The following is an 18,222-nucleotide window of genomic DNA, read 5'->3' as shown; positions in this document are numbered from 1 at the left end:
GGTTCCGACGAGATCCAGCAGGCCGTGACCGCCGTGGAGCAGATGAGCGGCAAGAACGGTGAGGGCATTGCCCGGGTCAAGGGCATTGTGGACCGGTTTATTGTGGAGTAATTCCCGATGTGCAGTATCCCTGGAGAATAAAGGCAGAAAAAAAATGACAGAATAAAGGCGACAGGTAGAAAAATGTTCTCCCCGTGATATGTTTGTATTTAAAAATCACAAGTAATAAACATGGGGGGGTACACATTGCGTTTCGTTTCACATTTTTTCTCATCCCGGGCTTTTTCATCCAGTCTCCTGCTCAAGGTCTCGCTCACGGGGATCGCGGCTCTGCTGGGGCTGGGGGGGCTTCTTATCGCTGCCAGCTCTCTGGCAATTACGAACAACTCCCGGGCCGTGGCGCAGGAGGTCTTTGAGCTGAAGCTCCGGGGCGATCTGGCCATGTTTCAGGACCACGCGCGGGCTCAGTACGGCCAGGTGCAACTTGTATCGGGAGATCTTGTGGACAGCTCGGGAAGGTCCCTCTCGGGCAACTACGAGCTGATCGATGAACTCTCGGAATCCCTGGGGGTGGTGGCCACGCTCTTTGTCCGCGATGGTGATGATTTTCGCAGAATCGCTACCTCGATTCGTACTGCCGATGGATCCCGGGCCGATGGAACCCACCTGGGACGGGAAAGCGCCGCCTACGCGCCCGTTGTGGCGGGAGAGACCATGGTGGGTGCCGCCCGGATTCTTGGAGAGGACTACGTGACGATCTACGACCCCATCGTTTCCCGCGACGGAAGCGGTGCAGTTATCGGCATATGGTTTATGGGGGTTAGTGCAGCGAACATCGAGGCCATGATTTCGGCTGGTGTGGGGCGCAGCGTGGCCCGGCTGAGCGGGATCGCCCTGGTTCTGGCGGCTTTTGCTGCCGCCTTTCTTTGGTGGTGTGTCCGGGGGGCTCTCTTGCCCTTGCGCAGGGTCTCGGCAGGGCTCGATGGCGTGGCCCGGGGCGAGGGCGATCTCACGGCCAGCCTGGAGGTGGTGAGCCGGGACGAGGTGGGGCAGATATCGGAGAGTTTCAACTCCTTTCTGGGGGGGCTCAGGAGTATTATCTCCACGGTCCGACACGCCACAGATTCCTTGGCCGAGTTGGGGCTGGAACTCTCGGGAAATATGCAGGAAACCGCAGCGGCCGTCACGGAGATCACCGCGAACATTCATTCCCTGGCCGATCAAGCCGGTGTTCAGGCGGGGAGCGTCTCCGAGGTGACCGCCACGATTGAGGAGATAAGCAGAAACATCGAGGGCCTCGACGGGTTGGTACAGAACCAGTCCTCGGTGGTTGCCCAGAGCAGCGCTTCAATTGAGGAGATGATGGCCAGTGTCCGTTCTGTGGCGGCAACCCTTGAGAAGAACGCGGCCTCCTTCGACGAGCTCTCTGCCGCGGCCCGGGACGGGCGGGAAAAACTCGACGAGATGGTTTGTGTGAACAGGGAGATCGCCGAGCGGAGCAGTCGCCTTCAGGAGGCGAGCTCGGTGATCCAGGCAATTGCCCGTCAGACAAACCTGCTTTCCATGAACGCCGCTATCGAGGCAGCCCACGCCGGGGAGTTTGGCCGGGGCTTTGCTGTGGTGGCCTCGGAAATCCGGACCCTCTCGGAAGACGCCGGAGCGCAGTCAAAATCGATTCGCCGGGAGCTTTCAGATATATCATCCTCCATCACCGGGGCTGTGGGGTCTGCCAGTGAGGTTTCCCGGGCCTTTGTTACGGTTCAGCGTCTTATTGATGAGGTGGGCCAGAACGAGCGGCAGATCAGGAACGCCATGGAGGAGCAGAGCGCTGGGAGTACCCAGATTCTGCAGGCCCTGGGAGAGATTTCCCGGGTGACCGATTCTGTCCGGTCCGGCTCCGGCGAGATCCGCAACGCCAGTACAACCATGCTGGATGAGATGGTGCGGATCGACGAGATTACCCGGCACCTTCGGCAGGGGATGGAGGAGATGCAGGTTGGTGCCGGAGAGATTCAGGGAGCTGTTACCGCCGTGGATGGTTTGAGCGGAAAGACCGGCGAGCGTATTGAAGAGGTTCAGTCCCTGGTGGGACGATTCATTCTGGAGCGCGCGGGACAGGACAGGAAATAGAACACAGGAACTAGCGGGCAGAACAAAAAAGGCCTCCCCGAAGGGAGGCCTTTTAGGTGCCGCCGGACGGAATTGAACCGTCGACACGTGGATTTTCAGTCCACTGCTCTACCGACTGAGCTACAGCGGCACGCTCTGAACGGGTGTAGTTATACCAGAGTGGCTGGTTGGTGTCAATCGTTTCTGGCCTGTTTTTTGCAGTTGACCTTGCTCCCAATGTGCCGCATCATACCCGGGAGGGCCATCCCGGGAGTGCTCCCGGAGGCAAGAGAACGCGAGTTTCCCCCCAGACGGGTTTGCAGAAAGGTATTGTAGAAAGGTACAGGGATGGAAGAATACCGCCGTGCCGCTGGAGCGTACCGGAAGATCCAGGGGCTGATGAAAGATACCGCTCCCCCCGAGGAGCCTCGTACCCGCCGGTCTCCGCCCGGAGACACCTCCAGACCGGCCCCGCCTTCCGGTGATGCCTCTTCCGGTGAGGCTCCTTCCGGTGGTGCCTCTTCCCCGAAAGAGTCGTCGCAGCTCCGTCAGGCGGCGGTTTTCCTTGCTCTTATGGGGCGCGAAGAGGCTGCCCGGGTTTTGCGGAGCATGAAACCGGCTGAGGCGGAGCAGATTCTTGAGGCGATGGCCCATCTGGGGCCTATCTCGCCCCGGGAAGCCCGGAAAGTTCTTGCCCGATTCGGTTCCACAGCAGCCGCCCCGCGCCGCGAAGCCCGATCTGGCCCCGAGACGGCCCGGGAGATCCTGGTCCGCGCCTTTGGCCAGGACGAGGGAGACCGCCGTTTCTACGAGCTCCTGCCGGAAGAACGGCCTCACCGGTTTGCCTTCCTGCAGGATGTGGAGGGCAAGCAACTGGCGGCGCTGTTGCGCCGGGAATCTCCGGCGGTGGTGGCAATTCTGGTGGCTCATATGCCCGAAGCAGCGGCGGCTCGCCTTCTTGAGGCCCTTGATCCGGGACTGAAGATCGAGGTGGTGCGACGAGTGTCCTCCCTGGGCCGGGTGGAGGGGGGCATCCTGGAAACGGTGGAAGAGCGGTTGCGGGCTCGCCTGGAATCGCTGGGCACGCCCCAGGGCGAGGAGATTGCCGGGGAAGAACGGCTGGCCGAGATTCTCCGGTACATGGACCTCTCGTCGGGGGATCGCATTCTGGCATCCCTGGACGATACCGACCAGGATCTGGCCGAGAAGGTCAGAACGCACATGACCAGTCTGGAGGACATTGCGTACCTCTCCGATCGGGATCTGCAGAAGATCCTCCAGAGTGTGGACGATCAGGATATTTCGGTGATCCTGAAAGGGAAACGACCAGATTTGGCCGAACGGCTCCTGGCAAACATGAGCGATCGCCGACGGGAAATGGTGGAGCTTCACCGGGAATCGCTGGGGCCGATGCGCCGCCGCGATGTGGACCGTGTAACCGGTGATTTTGTGCGCCTTGTGCGGACCATGGCGGCCCGGGGTGAGGTGGTGATCCGGCTTCCCGGTGAGGAGTTCTCCTCTGGTTAGAAGCCGGCCCGGTCTGATCTACTTGCTGGTGAGGTTATACACACCGTCCCAGGTTTCTGCCGGGGGAGTTTTCTGGTATTTTGCACATCGTTCCAGGTAGACCGTGGACGGCCCATCCTGGGGAGCTCGCTTTTTCGCCTCCCGAAAGTATTTTGACGCCCCTGTGAAGTCTCGTTCCTCGAAAAGGGTGAGCCCCTGGAGAAAGATATCCGCCAGTTCCCGCTCCTCCTCCCGGGCAGTGCTGCTCTCGGTGATAATCTCGTAGAGTCGGATCGGTTCATGAACCCCCACCACTCTCACGCGGTCCAGACGGCGTGCCAGGAAGGCATCGAGACCGGCTGCGCCGATGGTTCGCTCCGTGGTGAGCGTCCAGGTGCCGTACTGCTTGTTGACCCCCTCAAGCCGGGCCGCCAGGTTCACGGCGTGGCCCATGATGGTGTAGTCCATTTTCTTGGGCGTTCCCATGTTCCCTACTACCATCTCGCCGGCATTGATCCCCACCCGGGTGAGAAGCTCGCCCGGGGCCAGCCCCGACTCGAGAAAGCGGGGGTTCAGTTCCCGCTCGATCGCCTTCATGCGTACCGCCGCAGCGCAGGCACGCCAGGTGTGATCGTCCTGGTCCAGGGGAGCTCCAAAAAAAGCGATAATCGCGTCGCCCTCGTACTTGTCGATAGTGCCGTAGAGGCCCAGGATGATATCGCTCATGGCGGTGAGATATTCGTTCAGGAGCTTTACCAGATCGGCCGGAGTCATCTGCTCGGCGATGGTAGAGAAGCCCTTTACGTCGGTGAAGATTGCTGTCAGCTCCTTGCTGTCGCCGCCCAGCTTGAGCCGCTCCGGGTCTTCGATGATCTGGTCGATCACATCGGCCGAGAGGTAGCGGGAAAAGGCCGAGAGATAGAAACTTTTTTCGCCCTCGGCTTTCAGGAACTTGGCCAGCGAGATCGCTACGGAGGTGAGGAAAACCGCCAGCAGGGGGGTGATTGTAGCGATGTACCAGCCCAGCCCGACAAAGAGACCCGTTCCCACGGCCACTATGGCAACCAGCAGGCCAACGCCGATTCCTGCCGCCTGAAGGGGTTTCACATCGCGAATAAGGCGGGCTGCGACAAGGCTGAGAAGAATCGCTGCAACCAGGCTGTGCCAGGGCGGGGCCTCCCGCAGGAAGTCTTCTGTGAGAATGGTGTTCGCTACTGAGGGGTGAAGGCCAACGTTGATGTACTGGCCGTCAAAGGGGTTCACCCCGATATCAGTGGTGGAGATACTGGTGTGGCCCAAAACAGCGAAGGAGCCGGAGAGTTCCCGTCCCAGCCGTTCCCGGATCTCCTGGAGCCGTCGCCATATGTCGCGGGAGGCGGTAAAGAAGGCTTCCACATCCTCCTGGACCTCGCGGTAGGTCTCTCGAAGTGCTCCGGGCGTGTCCGGGTGTGCGATGATCCGTTGCAGTTCGCCCTGGAGCGTCTCCTCGGCGTCTCCGGCCAGGAAGGCCTTCAGAGCTTCAAAGAAAAAGGCCCGGACCTCATAATATTCCTCGATCACCTCGGGATCTCCCGTGACGAGGCCTTCTTCGCGCAGCTTTTCGGCGTAGCGGTAGGCCGGCAGGAGATCCGGGCCGGACTCGCCAAACTGGAGAAACCCTGCCCCATCCATGGCTTCAAGATTTGCTGTCAGATCCTGCTCGAGGAGCCCGTGCACGTAGAGATCGTTGAACGAGAGGTGGCGAAAGCTCTGATCGTACCGTTTGGGTGGCCAGGTCACGAGCATTTTGCCATCGTGGCTCAGGGGGATGGTGATATCCCGCTGGTCCCCATCGGGATGACGGGCATCGCGCAAGATGATCCGCCTCGGCTCCACCTCGATATCGGGACTCCCCAGCCAGTGGAGGAGAGGCCGGAAGGCAAGCTGGCCAAAAATGCGGTCCTGATAGCGGGACAGGAGATCGACCCGGCGCCGGACCCCGTCGGGGTCTACCAGGACGTTGGGGAACCCCGCCCCGGCAGCGCGGCGGAGTACGGGGGGGATGGCAGGCTGAATGTCCCTGGCCTCGGGCAGGAGTTCCAGATCGCCTGTGACGTTTTCCAGGGAGATAGAGTCCAGGATAAACCGCCGGTGCTCGTCCCCCACCGCAACCAGTCCCACGTCGTCGGGGAGCATGGTGGTGGTGAAGAAGGCTTTTCCGAAGAACCGGGCTGCCTGTCCCAGGTACTCATCGTTGTCCCGGGCGATGGACCGAACCTCTTCCAGCAGGCGTTCCCGGGAGGCCCGGGAGAGATCAACCAGTTGAAAGATATATTCCTCGGCCTCATCCAGGGGGATGGCTCCCTGGTGGAGTGCCGCAAAGAGGGCCGTGATATTATCTTCCAGGGCTTCAAACTCCCGGGAGAAGGCCTGGGGGATCTCCTGGTTCAGGAAGAGCGAGTCCACCCCCTGGGGACTTCGGTCGACATACTCGATATCGAAGACGGCGTAGTTCAGGTCAAACTCTCGCATCAGGATCAGTCCGTCGGCCATGATGTGCCGGCTCCAGGGCCACATTCCCACTTGGGCTACTGCCAGATCGTCGGCGTTAAGGAGCAGGAACTCCGGACGCTCCTCAACAGGAGGACGTATTCCCAGGAGTATGTCGTAGCTTCCTCGCTCCAGGGCCTGGTATTGGGGAAGCAGCGAGAGGCCTGCAATGAGGGCGGTGGCGATGAAAGGAATGAAATAATACCGTTCCAGCACCGATTGAGCTTTTGCCATGACAACTCCCTTGCGAGACGATTCCTGTTACATACTATACTAAATACTATTGTTTTGCCCTGGAGAATTCCAGATACTGGGAGTGTCGGATACCAGAGTTGAAGGAGGCGTTTTGATCGGTCCTGAAGAAGGTGGGGCAGAATTTCCTCAAGAGGCGTTCCGAAACTCCCCGGAGACGGTCCCCGAGGGAGCGTGTGAGGCCGCTACAGAGGAAATTCTCCTCCTGCGAAAGCGGATTGCCACCCTTTTGACTGAGCGGCCCCGGGCGGTGCGGTTGCCTGCCGAGCTGGAGCAGCGTTTTGAAGAGGAGACCGGCGATGAGCGCAGCCGCTATCTTGTTCTGCGGAATCTGGTGGCTCTGGTTCTGATCAATTTTTTCCTGTTTTCCGACCGGTTCATGATTCCCGATATGATGGTTCATGCCCGGGTGGTGCGGCTGGGGTTGATCACTCCGGCCGGGCTTGCTGTTACGCTCATGATCCGTCGCGGTGTCGCTCCGGCGGTGCGGGAGTTCTTTGTGGAGTTGATCACGGTCATGTCCGGCCTGGGGGTGCTCTATCTGGTGCTGTTCAGCAGGCATCCCAATGCGGTGTACTATCATCACGGGCTTATTCTGGTCCTGGCCTACGCAAACAACGTGGTGGTTCTGCGGTTTCGGGCTGCTCTGGCTGTTTCGGTTTTGCTCTCGCTGCTTTATATCGGGGCGATTCCGTTTTTCGCCATTCCTCTCCCCCTTCCCGTGGCGGCTCACTACACCCTGTCTCTGGTGGCAACGGCGGGAATCACCCTCCTTGCCAATCATGGCCTGGAGCAGGGGCGTCGCTATTCGTATCTGGTGGGGTTGCGGGAGCGGCTCCGGGGGGATGCCTTGGCAGCGGATAATACCCGGCTTGCCGAGCTCTCCCGTCTGGACCCCCTGACGGGGATCGCCAACCGGCGCGGGCTCTTGCATCACCTGGAGGAAATCTGGAACGATTCATCACAGCGGCCTGTGGGAATTGTGGTGGCCGATGTGGATTTCTTCAAGCCCTACAACGACTGCTACGGCCATGTCCAGGGGGATATCTGCCTCAAGCGTATTGCCGGAACCCTTCGCGCTGCGTTGAGGCATCAAGGGGACCTGGTGGCACGTTTCGGCGGGGAGGAGTTCGTGGTGGTGCTCCCTGGTACTTCGGCTGACGAGGCGTTCCGCATTGCCGAGAGGATGCTGCGGAATGTCCAGGAGCTGGCGATTCCTCACCAGGAGGGGGGTGATTCAGGGGTGGTCACGATCAGCGCCGGGGTTTCGGCGGGGCAACGGGAGGACGGACGCCCTCCTCTGGAGATCATCGAACAGGCCGATCAGGCCCTGTACCGGGCCAAGGAGGCGGGGCGTAACCGGGTTTCTTGCCTGGACCCCCCCGCCGCTTCCGCCTCTTTCTAGTATTCGTACGACCAGTTCACGCGGATTCCCCCGGTCGTGGGGGCTGTCGACGCCAGGACTCCTTCCTGACGGTCTCCCGACTCTTCTGCGCCGGGGGTAAAGGCCACGACTACAGCAGCAGCTTCCCGGCTTTCCGAGGGCGGGGGAGGTGGTTCGTCACCGGTGGAGCTCGTGGACTCTCCGGTTCCCACGGGGACCGCCTCGTTGTACTGGTTGGCAAGCTGGACAGAGCCGCTTTCAACCTGGACGGTGGTGCCGTCGAACTCGAAGCTGGTTCCCCGCACAGCGGCTGTTGCGATGGGGCTGCTCAGGCGAAACTCGCTGCGGAGACCCTCGGCGGAGCGTACATCGGCACGCACCCGGCCCACCTGCAGGTGGAGATCGCTCTGAACAACGCCCTCCTGCTCTATGAGCTCGTCCAGGCGCATGCGCGAGAGGGCTCGTACCTGGAGTGTGGCTGGTCCTACGGTGACCTCGGCCAGGGAGTTGAACCCCGTGGATATGGTTGCGCCAAGAGGAATTGTCATCCCCTCAACGGCGGTGATCCAGGGCGCGGAGCTGTCCGTGCGGATCTCCACCTTTCCCTGAACCGATGCGATCCGTGCTTCCAGGGCCAGGGCGGGGAAGGCCGCTGCTATCAGGAGTGCCCCAAGAAGACTCGCTCTTGCAATTAATTTTTTCATTCTCGTTCCCTCTTCTGAAACAATATCACAAGCTGGTGGATATCTCTATTTTCAGGAGATATTCTGTCTTTCGATCGCTGGTGAAGACCCCCGAACTGCCCGAGGCGGGGAAGAAAGCCCCCCCCGTGAGCTGAATGCCCAGATCGCTGACTGGCCGGGCCACCAGACGCCCCACTACCTCGGTTCCCAGGAAGCGACCGTCCGAATCGGTGTCGACCTCGGGGGTCTGGGGCCTCTCGTCGGAGGCAAGAAAGAACCACCCCACGGTGAGGCTGGGCTGGATACCGGGGAAGGGGCGGAAACTATAGAAGATCTCTCCGCGCAGGATGTCTTCTAGCGGAAGATCCAGGATCGTTCCTGCGGTTCCCCGGGTGATGGGGACAAAACGGTCAGCACCGCCCTCGTCTCCCGAGGCCCAGGTGAAGTTCGCGCCCAGGCGTGATCCTGCCAGGGCCTCCCGGTAGTACCGCAGGCGTGCTTCTGCCAGGAATCCCAGGGACGACTTTGTGGTTGAGTCTGCCTCGGCCGACCCGGCCATGACCGTTCCCGAGAGGGAGTGGTAGAGATTCCCCGCCAGGGGACCGGAGAGGGCGATCGTCGCGTAGAGACTGTCGAAGGTCGTCTCGTCATCATCGGCGTCGCGCAGATCCTTCTGGGCGGTAACGGCGGCGCTCAGGCTCTGTCGCCGGGGAAGGTCGGAGAAGGTGATCTCTGCCACCCCCAGCAGTCGGGCCGGGCCAAAGAAGGTGTCGTCATCGTCGCTTTCGGTCAGGTCTGTTTCGGTCATGCGGATGTCCGAGACGGGGTTCAGGAGGAGCCCGGTGTATCCTCCGGCCAGGCGCAGACGGGCAAAGGGATAGCTGACCCTGAGCTGCAGGCCGTCGGCCACGTGGCTGAGGACAAGGCCCGTGGTATCCCGGAGGTGAAAGCGTCCTGCCGTTGCCCGTACCATGGAGGTTTCTCCCAGCAACCCCGGGAATCGTCCCGTGGCCCGGAGAGTATCCACGTTGAAGAGGTATTCCCGGTCGTCGCTCCAGGTGTAGCTTCCCTGGGCAATCATCTCCACCGAACGGTCCCGGCTCAATACCAGGAGGCTTCGTATCCAGAGTGCTGCTGTGACGGTATGGTCCGGATCGTTGTCTTCTTTGTGGTCTGCCTGCGAGAAGGATGAGCTGCTGTCCAGGTTGATTCCCCAGGTTCGTTCCAGTTGCGCAGACGGAGTCTCCCGGGGAGCGGAGGATACCCCGGATGCAACGGAGAGGATAAGAAGGAGAACTCCCGTTCCGAGTGCCAGCCCCGGGCGCCGGGGAGCGGATATGGCGGTAATCACAGGATCCCCCTTTCCCGGAGGGCAAGAACGCGGCCCAGGATGCGTAGGGCCCGTTCTCCCGAAAGATGCATGGAGGGATAGGACCGTCCCTGCAAGGCCCCCCGATAGGCCAGCTCCCGCGCGGCGTAGCGGGGACCCGGAAGGAGCCTGTACCAGATGCCTCCGGGAACTTCGAAGAGGCGCATCGCGAGAAAGCAGAACTCTCCCAGGGTCACCGCATCGTGGCCGGGCCGGTCTTCAAGACCGTAACCCCTTCGGTCCAGGGATGCCACGGCGTTTGTGAGGGAGTCGCCTTCTTCCAGTTCCCCCAGGGCCAGAAGCAACACATAGGCGGCGCTGCCGTAGGTGAGAACTTCTTCCTGGAGTATCCTGTCAAGAATCTCGTTGGATTGCCCCCGGAGCGCCCAGGGTGTCACTAGGAGAAAGACGGCCATCATAAGGAGGGCCGGGACTGTATGTGCTCGTGTATTCACAGGTATAAGTCTATTCCCTGAAGGGCGATATTTCCATATGAAAGAGGTTTTATTCAAGAATATTGAATGAAAAACCGGGGAAAAGAAGGCCTTGTCCGGAGACGGTTCGGAAGATGATCGAAAAGGGCCTCGAAATACCTGAGGGCGGCCACGACGATTGACCTCGGCCCCCGCTTTTTCTATCATGGACCTCTTATGACAGCACAGGAACTACGTCGGAAATATATCGATTTTTTCAAGGCCCGCGGTCACGCCGAGATCTCGGGAAAATCCCTGATCCCGGAGAACGATCCCACTGTTCTTTTCACCACCGCCGGGATGCACCCTCTCGTGCCCTACCTTTTGGGCGAGCCCCATCCCGCAGGAACGCGGCTGGTGGATGTCCAGAAGTGTATTCGTACCGGCGATATCGACGAGGTGGGTGACGAGAGCCACCTGACCTTTTTCGAGATGCTGGGGAACTGGTCCCTGGGGGACTATTTCAAGGAAGAGGCGATCCGCATGAGTTGGGAGTTTCTCACCTCGCCGGAGTGGCTCGGAATAGATCCGCAACGGATCTCCGTGACTGTCTTCGGGGGCGATGACGATGTCCCCCGGGACGAGGAGAGCGCCGCCGTCTGGCGGGATGTGGGGGTGCCCGCCGAGCGGATCCATTTCCTGGGTCGCAAGGACAACTGGTGGGGGCCTGCCGGTCAGACCGGGCCCTGCGGCCCCGACTCGGAGATGTTCATCGATACGGGGATCGAGGGAACTCCCGAGAGCCGGCCCGGTGTGTCCGACGGGAAATACCTGGAGATCTGGAACGATGTCTTCATGCAGTATAACAAGCAGGCCGATGGTTCCTTTCTGCCCCTGGAGCGGACCTGCGTGGATACCGGTATGGGGGTGGAGCGCACTATCGCTATCTTGCAGGGCAAGCGCTCGGTCTACGATACCGAGGTGTTCCAGCCGCTTCTGGCCTGTCTTGAGGGTCTCACGGGCCATAGCTATGGCGCGGCCGAAGAGACTGACCGGTCTTTGCGTATCATCGCTGATCATGCCCGGACTGCTACCTTCATGATGGGAGACGAGAATCCCACGGTTCCTTCAAATCTTGCCCAGGGCTACGTTCTCCGGAGACTTATCCGCCGGGCCATGCGGCACGGCCGCAAGCTGGGTCTTGAGGGGCCCTTCCTGGCCGATCCCGTCCGGAAGGTGATCGAGACCTACGCCGGATTTTATCCGTTGCTGGAACAAAACGGGGAGACAATTCTTCAGGAGCTTCGTGCCGAGGAGGACCGCTTTCTGAAGACCCTCCAGAACGGGGAGCGGGAGTTCGAGAAAATGATTCCCAACCTGATGAAGGGAAAGAAGCGGGAGATTCCCGGTCGTCTGGCGTTCAAGCTCTACGATACCTACGGTTTTCCTCTGGAGATCACCCAGGAGCTGGCAGCCGAGCATGGTTTTACCGTGGACTGCGAGGGCTTCGAAGAAGCTTTTGTAAAGCACCGCGAGAAATCAAAGCTGGATGGCAACCAGACCTTTAAGGGAGGGCTTGCTGATCAGTCGGAGTACACCACGGCGCTCCACACCGCCACGCACCTGATGCACCAGGCCCTGCGCGATGTCCTGGGCGACCATGTCTCCCAAAAGGGGAGCAACATTACCCCCGACCGGTTGCGTTTTGACTTTGCTCACCCCGAGAAGATGACCTCCGATCAGATCAAAGCGGTTGAAGCGATCGTGAACGAGAAGATTGCCGCTGATCTTCCTGTGGAGGTCCAGACCATGACCCTCCAGGAGGCTCGCGACGCCGGGGCTCTGGCGTTTTTTGGCGATCGGTATGATGAGAAAGTGAAGGTCTACAGTATCGGGGATTACTCCCGCGAGGTTTGCGGGGGGCCCCATGTGGAGCGTACCGGCAACATGGGGTGTTTCAGGATCAGGAAGGAGCAATCCTCCTCCCAGGGGGTTCGCAGAATCAAGGCGGTGCTGGAGCAATAGTAACCGGGCCGCCGTCCAGGCCCCCCGGAACGGGCTGGTATTTCCCGAGCGGGAAAAAGGGCGCTAGAGGCGGCTTTTCAGCTCGGCGATGCGGTTTTGGACGGTCCGGGAGGGGCTGTGGGTCTGTTGCACGAACCGGGAGAGTACTGCCAGGGCTTCAGGGATTTTCCCCTGTTCCTCGTAGCAGGCTGCCAGTTCCAGCACGGCCCGGTGTCCCTCGGGTTCGGAATCCAGGAGTTGTTCCAGCCCGCGGATCGCCTCGGTGTATTCCTTCCGCTTGCGGTGAATGATCGCCAGCCCCAGAACAGCGTAGCTGTCATATTGAACGTTCAGAGCCTGGCGGTAGAACCCTTCGGCCTGGTCCAGTTCATCCTGGGTCCGGTAGGCATCGCCCACGCGGGTCAGGATCACCTTGTTTTCGGGGTCCATCTCCAGAATCCGTTTCCAGTAGATCAGGGATTTCTCGGGCCTGCGCATTCCGCGAAAGCAGTCTGCCAGCCCGTAGAGGGCAAAAAAGTTGTAGGGCTCCCGTTTCAGAGCGTTTTCGAAGTACGGAACGCCTGCTTCAAAGGTCTTCATCTTCCGGTGGCAGTTTCCCAGGGAGGTCAGGACGCGAATATCCACGGCATTGCCGCTCTTCTGGTACATCCGTTCCCAGAACCCCAGAGCTTTTTCGTAATCGGAGAAATCATAATGGAGGTGGCCCAGTCCGATCAGGGCGTAACTGTTGTCCGGTTCAAGCTCAAGAACCCGCAGATAGAGCTCGCGGGACCGCTCGAAGGTACGGGTTTTCCGGTAGGCGTCGGCCACGCGGGTGAGGACTGTTACGTTCTCGTTGTCGTGTTTCAGGTAGCGCTCCCAAACCTCTGTGGCCCGGTTGAACTGTTTCATGGAACGGTAGCTCTCGGCCAGGCCGAAGAGGGCGTAGTTGTTCTCCGGATGGTGCGTAAGGCAGCGCTGGTAATGCGTCACGGCTTCCTTGAAACGCCGCTCCTTCCGGCAGAGATCGCCCATGCCCACCAGGGCGTAATTGTTGTGCGGTTCAGCCGCGAGCACTTCTTCGAAGCGCTTTTGTGCTTCCCGGGTCATGTTCTCGCGCAGATACTGGTAGCCCTGCTGGGAGAGGAGTGCCAGTTGTTCCTGGTCATGATTATGTCCGGGGTCATTTCCGGGATCCGGGTCTTTTGTATCCACAAGCTATTCTCTCTTTTTCCGGTGAGGAAGGGGCTCGTCTTCCTGGAGCCACTTCCGGATCACCTTGGCCATGTTCTCGCTCAGTTCCGACACGCGGCGGGTATCGCCGGCGAGCCAGAACATCCGAAACGCTTCCAGAGGGTTTCCTTCTTCGGAGAACCGGTTTCCCAACCGGATCAGGCCGTCGGAGTATCCCACGGTCATGAATATCCGTTTAGCCGTTGTGTAATCCCCTTTGTTAAAGAACTCGTTACCCCGGCGGATCAGAGCGACCCGCTGGGATGAGCTCAGGCTCTGGGCCTCATCGCCGGAGACTTTCAGAAAGCCCCGGGAAGAGGTGGGAACTGGTCCCCCTCGGGATTCCGGGTCTGGTTTAGCCTTCACCTGCCTCAGCCTTCAGGGCCTCCTGCAAGGTGGAAACGAAGCGGTTTACCCTGTCAAAATGATACTTGTAAAAGGCGGGATTGGCAATCAAGCGAACATCGGTATTTCCCAGGGTCTCTTTCACCTCCAGATTGTGGGCAACCAGGGTGCTTCCTGTCTCGACCAGGTCCACAATGTAGGGCGCGAGGCCCAGTACCGGTGCCAGCTCCACGGATCCATCCAGACGGATCACGTCTACGGGGATTCCCCGCTGGTGGAAGGCATCGCGGGTGAAACGGGTGAACTTGGTGGCTACCCGGAGGACTGCAGCGTTCCGGGAGTCTGGCGATTCATCTTTCTTGCCCGCCAGGCAGATGCGGGTTCCTCCAAAGGGGAGCGAGAGGAGTTCAAAGAACTCGTGGCCGCTCTCGTAGATGACGTCGCTGCCGCAGACACCCAGGCCGGCGATGCCGTGGTGCACGTAGGTGGGAAGATCGGAGTTCTTCACCAGGATGGCCCGGATCTCGCCCCGGGGTTCCTCGGCCACGAGCTGCCGTTCTCCCAGGGTGAGATGATAGCCGCAGCGGGCCAGGATTTTGCTGGTTTTATCGAAAAGCCGTCCCTTGGGCAGGGCGATGGTGATCATAGGTGCATCCTTTCTCCCCGTTCGTGGGCTTCCTGAGCCCGGGCGGCGCGTTCTGCGAAGGTTTGTCCCGGGGCGGACGGTGACGGACGGTGTTCCTCCCGAAGGGATCGGGGAGGAAGCTTGCGGGTGAACACAGAGAATCCCACCGAAGGGGCATCGTATCCGAAGTGCCCCAGGAGGTGGTCGTAGCGGCCGCCCCGGGCGATGGCGGCGGTGCTTTCCGGGTGGTAGGCGCTGAAGGCGATGCCGCTGTAGTAGTCGTGTGAGGCCAGCTCACTGATGTCTATCCTGATCCGGGGGTGGTTTTCCTGGGGAGACGCATCCTGCGGGAGCAGATCGGTCAGGGCCAGAAGTTCCTCGGCAGCAGAACGAACATCTCCGGGAAGGGTCCATTCCTGGAGTTTTCTGGAAAAGCTTTTCCGGCAGCCGATAAAGAGCAGAAGCTCCTGCAGATCAGCTGAAAGTCCCCACTCTGCGGGCAGGGGCCGTCGCCGCCGCACCAGACTTCGCAGGGCTGCCGGAGTGATTCCTTCGGGAGTCAGGGCTTCCAGTATTCTGTGGTGGCCCAGGTGGATCGCGGCGGTTTCCAGGGAAAGGGCCTTGAGCGAATCCTGGAGGATCAGCAGAACCTCGGCGTCGGCCTCGATCCCCGGGGCGCCCACCAGTTCCAGCCCGGCCTGCTGATAGTCGTTGCTGGCGATATCGTGTTCTTCCTCGGCGCGCACGATCTGGTCGTTATACCAGACCCGCACGGGTAGTTCCTCGGCCGAGAGATGAAGTCCCAGTTGTTTTGCCAGAAAGAGGGTTGTGTCGGCTCGTACCGAGAGGATCTCCCCCTGACGGTCCATGGCACGGTAGGTGCTACGAACTCCTTCGGGGGTGAGCAGGGGCTGGTAGACATCGAAATAGTCCACCAGAGGTGTCTCGGCCGGGGTGTAGCCCCAGAGCTCGAACTGATCTTCCAGAATCCGGGTAATGCGGCGGTGTCGCGCCGCCTCTTGCAGCTGCAGCGTCTCCGTTCCTGTGGGGAGGCCCAGGGAATGGTGACGCCCGCGTCGGTTGCTCCACTCACTCATAATGGTCCGAATGGTAGCAGGAACGGCTCTACGTGTCAGCGTTTCCGGGGGAGGAAGGTGAAAAGAAATGGACCGATGATCCTCCGTATTCCCGGCGATCGTCCCGTTCCAGTCTGCCCAGCTGATCGGGCAGGGCTTCTTCCGTGGGCAGATGGATCAAAATGCGGGTTTCTTCCCGGATCAGCCTGGATCGGGAGATGCGCAGGAGCAAATCTTCCTTGTAGGGATAGGAGAAGGGGGGGTCAAGATAGACGATGTCGAAGGGTGTGGAGGTGCGGGCCACATAGCGTTCCACCGGTTCCAGGCAGAGCCGGGGCGGTGAGGGAAGGTCTGCCAGGTTTTTCAGGATGACTCGCCGTTTGCCCCGGTCTTTCTCCACCAGTACCACTGGTTGTGCCCCCCGGGAATAGGCCTCGAGCCCCACCAGCCCCGAGCCGGAAAAGAGGTCCAGGAAACTCAGCCCCTGGAGGGGGCCAAGAATGGAAAAGAGGGATTCCCTCATGCGGTCCATGGCGGGACGAATGACGCCGGGGGGACACAGAACGGTGCGCCCCCGCAGGGTTCCTCCGCTGATTCTCATGGGATCTCCTTGTGGTTTTGCTTCGTTTCGCCCGGAAGATTCTGCGCCAGATCTCCCTGGATAGTCAGGTTTTCCCGGACAGCCAGATCTCCCTGGACAGCCAGGTCTTCCCGGACAGCCTGGCGCGCCTGGGTCATGATCGTCATGTCCTGCCTGATGTCAGCCAGACGAAAGGCCAGAAACCCCGATTGGTGAAGCCCCCTGGATTCGCCGGGCAGATCTCCGGGGCCCCGGATTCGCAGGTCTTCCTCGGCGATAACAAAGCCGTCGGTGGTCTTGTAGAGCACCTTCAGGCGTTGCCGGGCCTCTTCCGTGAGGGGCTCCTGATAGACCAGGATGCAGTAGGACCGGGCCGGTCCCCGACCCACGCGGCCCCGGAGCTGGTGCAGTGAGGCCAGGCCAAAGCGCTCGGCCTGCTCGATCACCATCACCGTGGCGTTGGGGACATCCACTCCCACCTCGACCACGCTGGTAGCCACCAGGGCTGCGAGTTCTCCCGAGGCGAAGAGATCCATCCGGGTGCTGCGATCTTCCTCGCTGAGCCTGGAGTGTACCAGACCCACCCGGTGAGGCGCCAGCTCCCGGGTCAGGCGTTCTTCCATGGCCGTGGCGCTCCGCAGCGTTCCCGATTCGCCCTCTTCGATGGCGGGATAGACCAGGTAGGCCTGGTGTCCTTCGTCGAGGTGGCGCCTCAGGAAGCGGTAAACCCGCTCCTCGTTGCCGATCCGCGCCAGATGGGTCGTCACAGGACTTCTTCCCGGAGGAAGATGGTGGATCGTGCTGATCTCCATATCGCCGAAGGCGGTAAGTGCCAGAGACCGTGGAATGGGGGTGGCGCTCATCATGAGTACGTCAGGGTTTTCTCCCCGCCGTGTCAGGAGTTCCCGCTGACGCACGCCGAAACGGTGCTGCTCATCGATGATGACCAGTCCCAGGGCGGGGTAGCTGTAGGTTTCGCTCAACAGCGCGTGGGTTCCCACGGCCAGGTCGACCCGGCCCTGGCTCAGATCATCGGCCAGGGCTTCTTTTTCGGCTTTGGGAAGCCCTCCCAGGACCAGCCGGACCGTGAGTCCCGCCGGGGCCAGGAGTTCCCGGGCGTTTCTGAGGTGCTGCCGTGCCAAAAGCTCCGTGGGAACCATAAGTGCTGCCTGGCGTCCCTGTTCCAGGGCGGCACAGGCAGCCAGGAGCGCAACCAGGGTCTTTCCGCACCCCACGTCTCCTTGCAGAAGGCGGGCCATGGGCCAGGGATGGCGCAGATCGTCCCGGATCTCCCCCAGAACCCGGGCCTGATCGGGCGTGAGCTGGTAGGGCAGGTTCTTCAGAACGGTTTCCACGAGGGATTTTCCGGGAGATTGACGGCGAACCCGGCGGGCCCGACGTCGGGCCAGCGTTTCCAGGGCGAGCTCTTTCTGAAAGAGAAAGAGTTCTCCGAAGATCAGGCGGTGTCGGCTCTGCCGGGCCTGTGGGAGTGTTTGTGGCCAGTGAACCGCCCGGAGTGCCTCGGCACAGGTGAGTCCTCCCGCCCGGGCGCGGAGACGGTCGGGCAGATCATCCCCCAGGTGGGGAGCGGCCAGCGCCCACGCCGATTTCAGGGCGTTTCGCAGCACTGTCTGGGAGATTCCCTCCGTGAGGGGGTAGACGGGAATGATCCCCGCCAGGGGACGTTGGGGATCGTGGGGTTCGATCTCGAAGGCGCTGCTCTGGATCTCTCCCCGCCGCAATGAGAACTGGCCCCAGATCCGGACCTCGGACCCCACCGGAGCCAGCCGGGCCAGAAAGGCACGGCCGAAACAGACCAGGGCTGCGGCGCTGGTCTCATCGTGAACGATAATCTTCAGCACCCGCTCGCGGCGGAAGGGGAAGTACTCGTGGCTGAGAACCCGGGTGCAGACAAGCCCCTCCCCCTGGCGGAGAGCCTCCGTGAGGGGGCTGAAGCGGGATCGGTCCTGATAGGACCTGGGAAGATGAAGAAGCAGGTCCTCCAGGGTAGCGATTCCCAGCCGTTGCAGCCGCTCTGCCCGGGCGCGGCCGATTCCCGGGAGGGTCGTAACGGATCGGCTCCGCAGGGAGTCTCCCAGGGGGAGCGAATACAC

At 61.0% G+C, this 18,222-nt stretch carries 14 protein-coding genes and 1 tRNA gene; 4 read left to right on the top strand and 11 right to left on the bottom strand.

Annotated elements, in window-relative coordinates:
* Positions 1-246 precede the first annotated feature (246 nt).
* On the top strand, positions 247-2,130 hold the full coding sequence (locus tag BW950_RS12580; RefSeq protein ID WP_159438801.1) for a methyl-accepting chemotaxis protein: 1,884 nt from the start codon (positions 247-249) through the stop codon (positions 2,128-2,130).
* Positions 2,131-2,187: 57 nt separating this feature from the next.
* On the opposite strand, the gene BW950_RS12575 is transcribed toward BW950_RS12580, so the two are convergent.
* Positions 2,188-2,260 (bottom strand) — tRNA-Phe (locus BW950_RS12575).
* A gap of 197 nt (positions 2,261-2,457) precedes the next feature.
* On the opposite strand from BW950_RS12575, the gene BW950_RS12570 reads away from it, so the two are divergent.
* Positions 2,458-3,636, top strand: coding sequence for a flagellar motor switch protein FliG (locus tag BW950_RS12570; protein ID WP_076489654.1), 1,179 nt, complete (start codon positions 2,458-2,460; stop codon positions 3,634-3,636).
* Positions 3,637-3,654: 18 nt separating this feature from the next.
* Here the strand turns inward: BW950_RS12570 and BW950_RS12565 are convergent, their stop codons facing one another.
* A complete protein-coding gene (locus tag BW950_RS12565; RefSeq protein WP_076489653.1) occupies positions 3,655-6,378 on the bottom strand; it encodes a CHASE2 domain-containing protein in 2,724 nt (907 codons plus the stop codon).
* A 112-nt stretch (positions 6,379-6,490) separates the two neighbouring features.
* Here BW950_RS12565 and BW950_RS12560 point away from each other — a divergent pair, with 112 nt between their 5' ends.
* The gene (locus BW950_RS12560) at positions 6,491-7,801 is read left to right on the top strand and encodes a GGDEF domain-containing protein (protein WP_076489652.1); all 1,311 of its coding nucleotides are present in this window, start codon (positions 6,491-6,493) and stop codon (positions 7,799-7,801) included.
* On the opposite strand, the gene BW950_RS12555 is transcribed toward BW950_RS12560, so the two are convergent.
* Genes BW950_RS12555 through BW950_RS12545 form a run of 3 tightly spaced genes read right to left on the bottom strand, consistent with a single transcriptional unit; the run spans position 7,798 to position 10,287 of the window.
* The gene (locus tag BW950_RS12555) at positions 7,798-8,484 is read right to left on the bottom strand and encodes a FecR family protein (protein WP_083944001.1); all 687 of its coding nucleotides are present in this window, start codon (positions 8,482-8,484) and stop codon (positions 7,798-7,800) included. The genes BW950_RS12560 and BW950_RS12555 overlap by 4 nt on opposite strands.
* A 25-nt stretch (positions 8,485-8,509) precedes the next feature.
* Complete coding sequence (locus tag BW950_RS12550) at positions 8,510-9,814, bottom strand: hypothetical protein (protein WP_076489651.1); 1,305 nt, start codon at positions 9,812-9,814, stop codon at positions 8,510-8,512.
* A complete protein-coding gene (locus tag BW950_RS12545; RefSeq protein ID WP_143559240.1) occupies positions 9,811-10,287 on the bottom strand; it encodes a hypothetical protein in 477 nt (158 codons plus the stop codon). Before BW950_RS12545 ends, BW950_RS12550 begins: the two co-directional genes overlap by 4 nt.
* 195 nt (positions 10,288-10,482) lie before the next feature.
* Between BW950_RS12545 and BW950_RS12540 the strand changes: the two genes are divergently transcribed.
* Positions 10,483-12,270: an alanine--tRNA ligase gene (locus BW950_RS12540; RefSeq protein ID WP_076489649.1), complete on the top strand. Its 1,788-nt coding sequence runs from the start codon at positions 10,483-10,485 to the stop codon at positions 12,268-12,270.
* 63 nt (positions 12,271-12,333) lie between these two features.
* Here BW950_RS12540 and BW950_RS12535 read toward each other — a convergent pair whose 3' ends face one another.
* From BW950_RS12535 to recG, 6 genes are read right to left on the bottom strand one after another with little or no spacing between them, the layout of a single operon-like run.
* Entirely contained in the window at positions 12,334-13,464 is a 1,131-nt protein-coding gene (locus BW950_RS12535) for a tetratricopeptide repeat protein (protein ID WP_076489648.1), read from the bottom strand.
* A gap of 3 nt (positions 13,465-13,467) precedes the next feature.
* Positions 13,468-13,848, bottom strand: coding sequence for a hypothetical protein (locus BW950_RS12530; protein ID WP_076489647.1), 381 nt, complete (start codon positions 13,846-13,848; stop codon positions 13,468-13,470).
* Positions 13,838-14,473 (bottom strand): ATP phosphoribosyltransferase, encoded by a 636-nt coding sequence (gene hisG, locus BW950_RS12525; RefSeq protein WP_076489646.1) that lies wholly within the window; start codon positions 14,471-14,473, stop codon positions 13,838-13,840. Before hisG ends, BW950_RS12530 begins: the two co-directional genes overlap by 11 nt.
* Entirely contained in the window at positions 14,470-15,549 is a 1,080-nt protein-coding gene (locus BW950_RS12520) for an ATP phosphoribosyltransferase regulatory subunit (RefSeq protein ID WP_076489645.1), read from the bottom strand. Before BW950_RS12520 ends, hisG begins: the two co-directional genes overlap by 4 nt.
* Before the next feature lie 28 nt (positions 15,550-15,577).
* Complete coding sequence (gene rsmD / locus BW950_RS12515; RefSeq protein WP_076489644.1) at positions 15,578-16,129, bottom strand: 16S rRNA (guanine(966)-N(2))-methyltransferase RsmD; 552 nt, start codon at positions 16,127-16,129, stop codon at positions 15,578-15,580.
* A complete protein-coding gene (gene recG, locus BW950_RS12510) occupies positions 16,126-18,222 on the bottom strand; it encodes an ATP-dependent DNA helicase RecG (protein ID WP_076489643.1) in 2,097 nt (698 codons plus the stop codon). Before recG ends, rsmD begins: the two co-directional genes overlap by 4 nt.

The organism is Alkalispirochaeta americana (assembly GCF_900156105.1).
GTDB classification, from domain to species: Bacteria; Spirochaetota; Spirochaetia; order DSM-27196; family Alkalispirochaetaceae; genus Alkalispirochaeta; species Alkalispirochaeta americana.
Note: the sequence above shows the minus strand (reverse complement) of the source record. Positions and strands in the feature narration are given on the sequence as shown.

Bases quoted from the DNA above. Each gene is read 5' to 3' on its own strand.
- BW950_RS12570 (WP_076489654.1), top strand. From the start codon at position 2,458: ATGGAAGAATACCGCCGTGCCGCTGGAGCGTACCGGAAGATCCAGGGG.
- BW950_RS12565 (WP_076489653.1), bottom strand. From the start codon at position 6,378: ATGGCAAAAGCTCAATCGGTGCTGGAACGGTATTATTTCATTCCTTTC.
- BW950_RS12555 (WP_083944001.1), bottom strand. From the start codon at position 8,484: ATGAAAAAATTAATTGCAAGAGCGAGTCTTCTTGGGGCACTCCTGATA.
- BW950_RS12540 (WP_076489649.1), top strand. From the start codon at position 10,483: ATGACAGCACAGGAACTACGTCGGAAATATATCGATTTTTTCAAGGCC.
- hisG (WP_076489646.1), bottom strand. From the start codon at position 14,473: ATGATCACCATCGCCCTGCCCAAGGGACGGCTTTTCGATAAAACCAGC.
- BW950_RS12520 (WP_076489645.1), bottom strand. From the start codon at position 15,549: ATGAGTGAGTGGAGCAACCGACGCGGGCGTCACCATTCCCTGGGCCTC.
- rsmD (WP_076489644.1), bottom strand. From the start codon at position 16,129: ATGAGAATCAGCGGAGGAACCCTGCGGGGGCGCACCGTTCTGTGTCCC.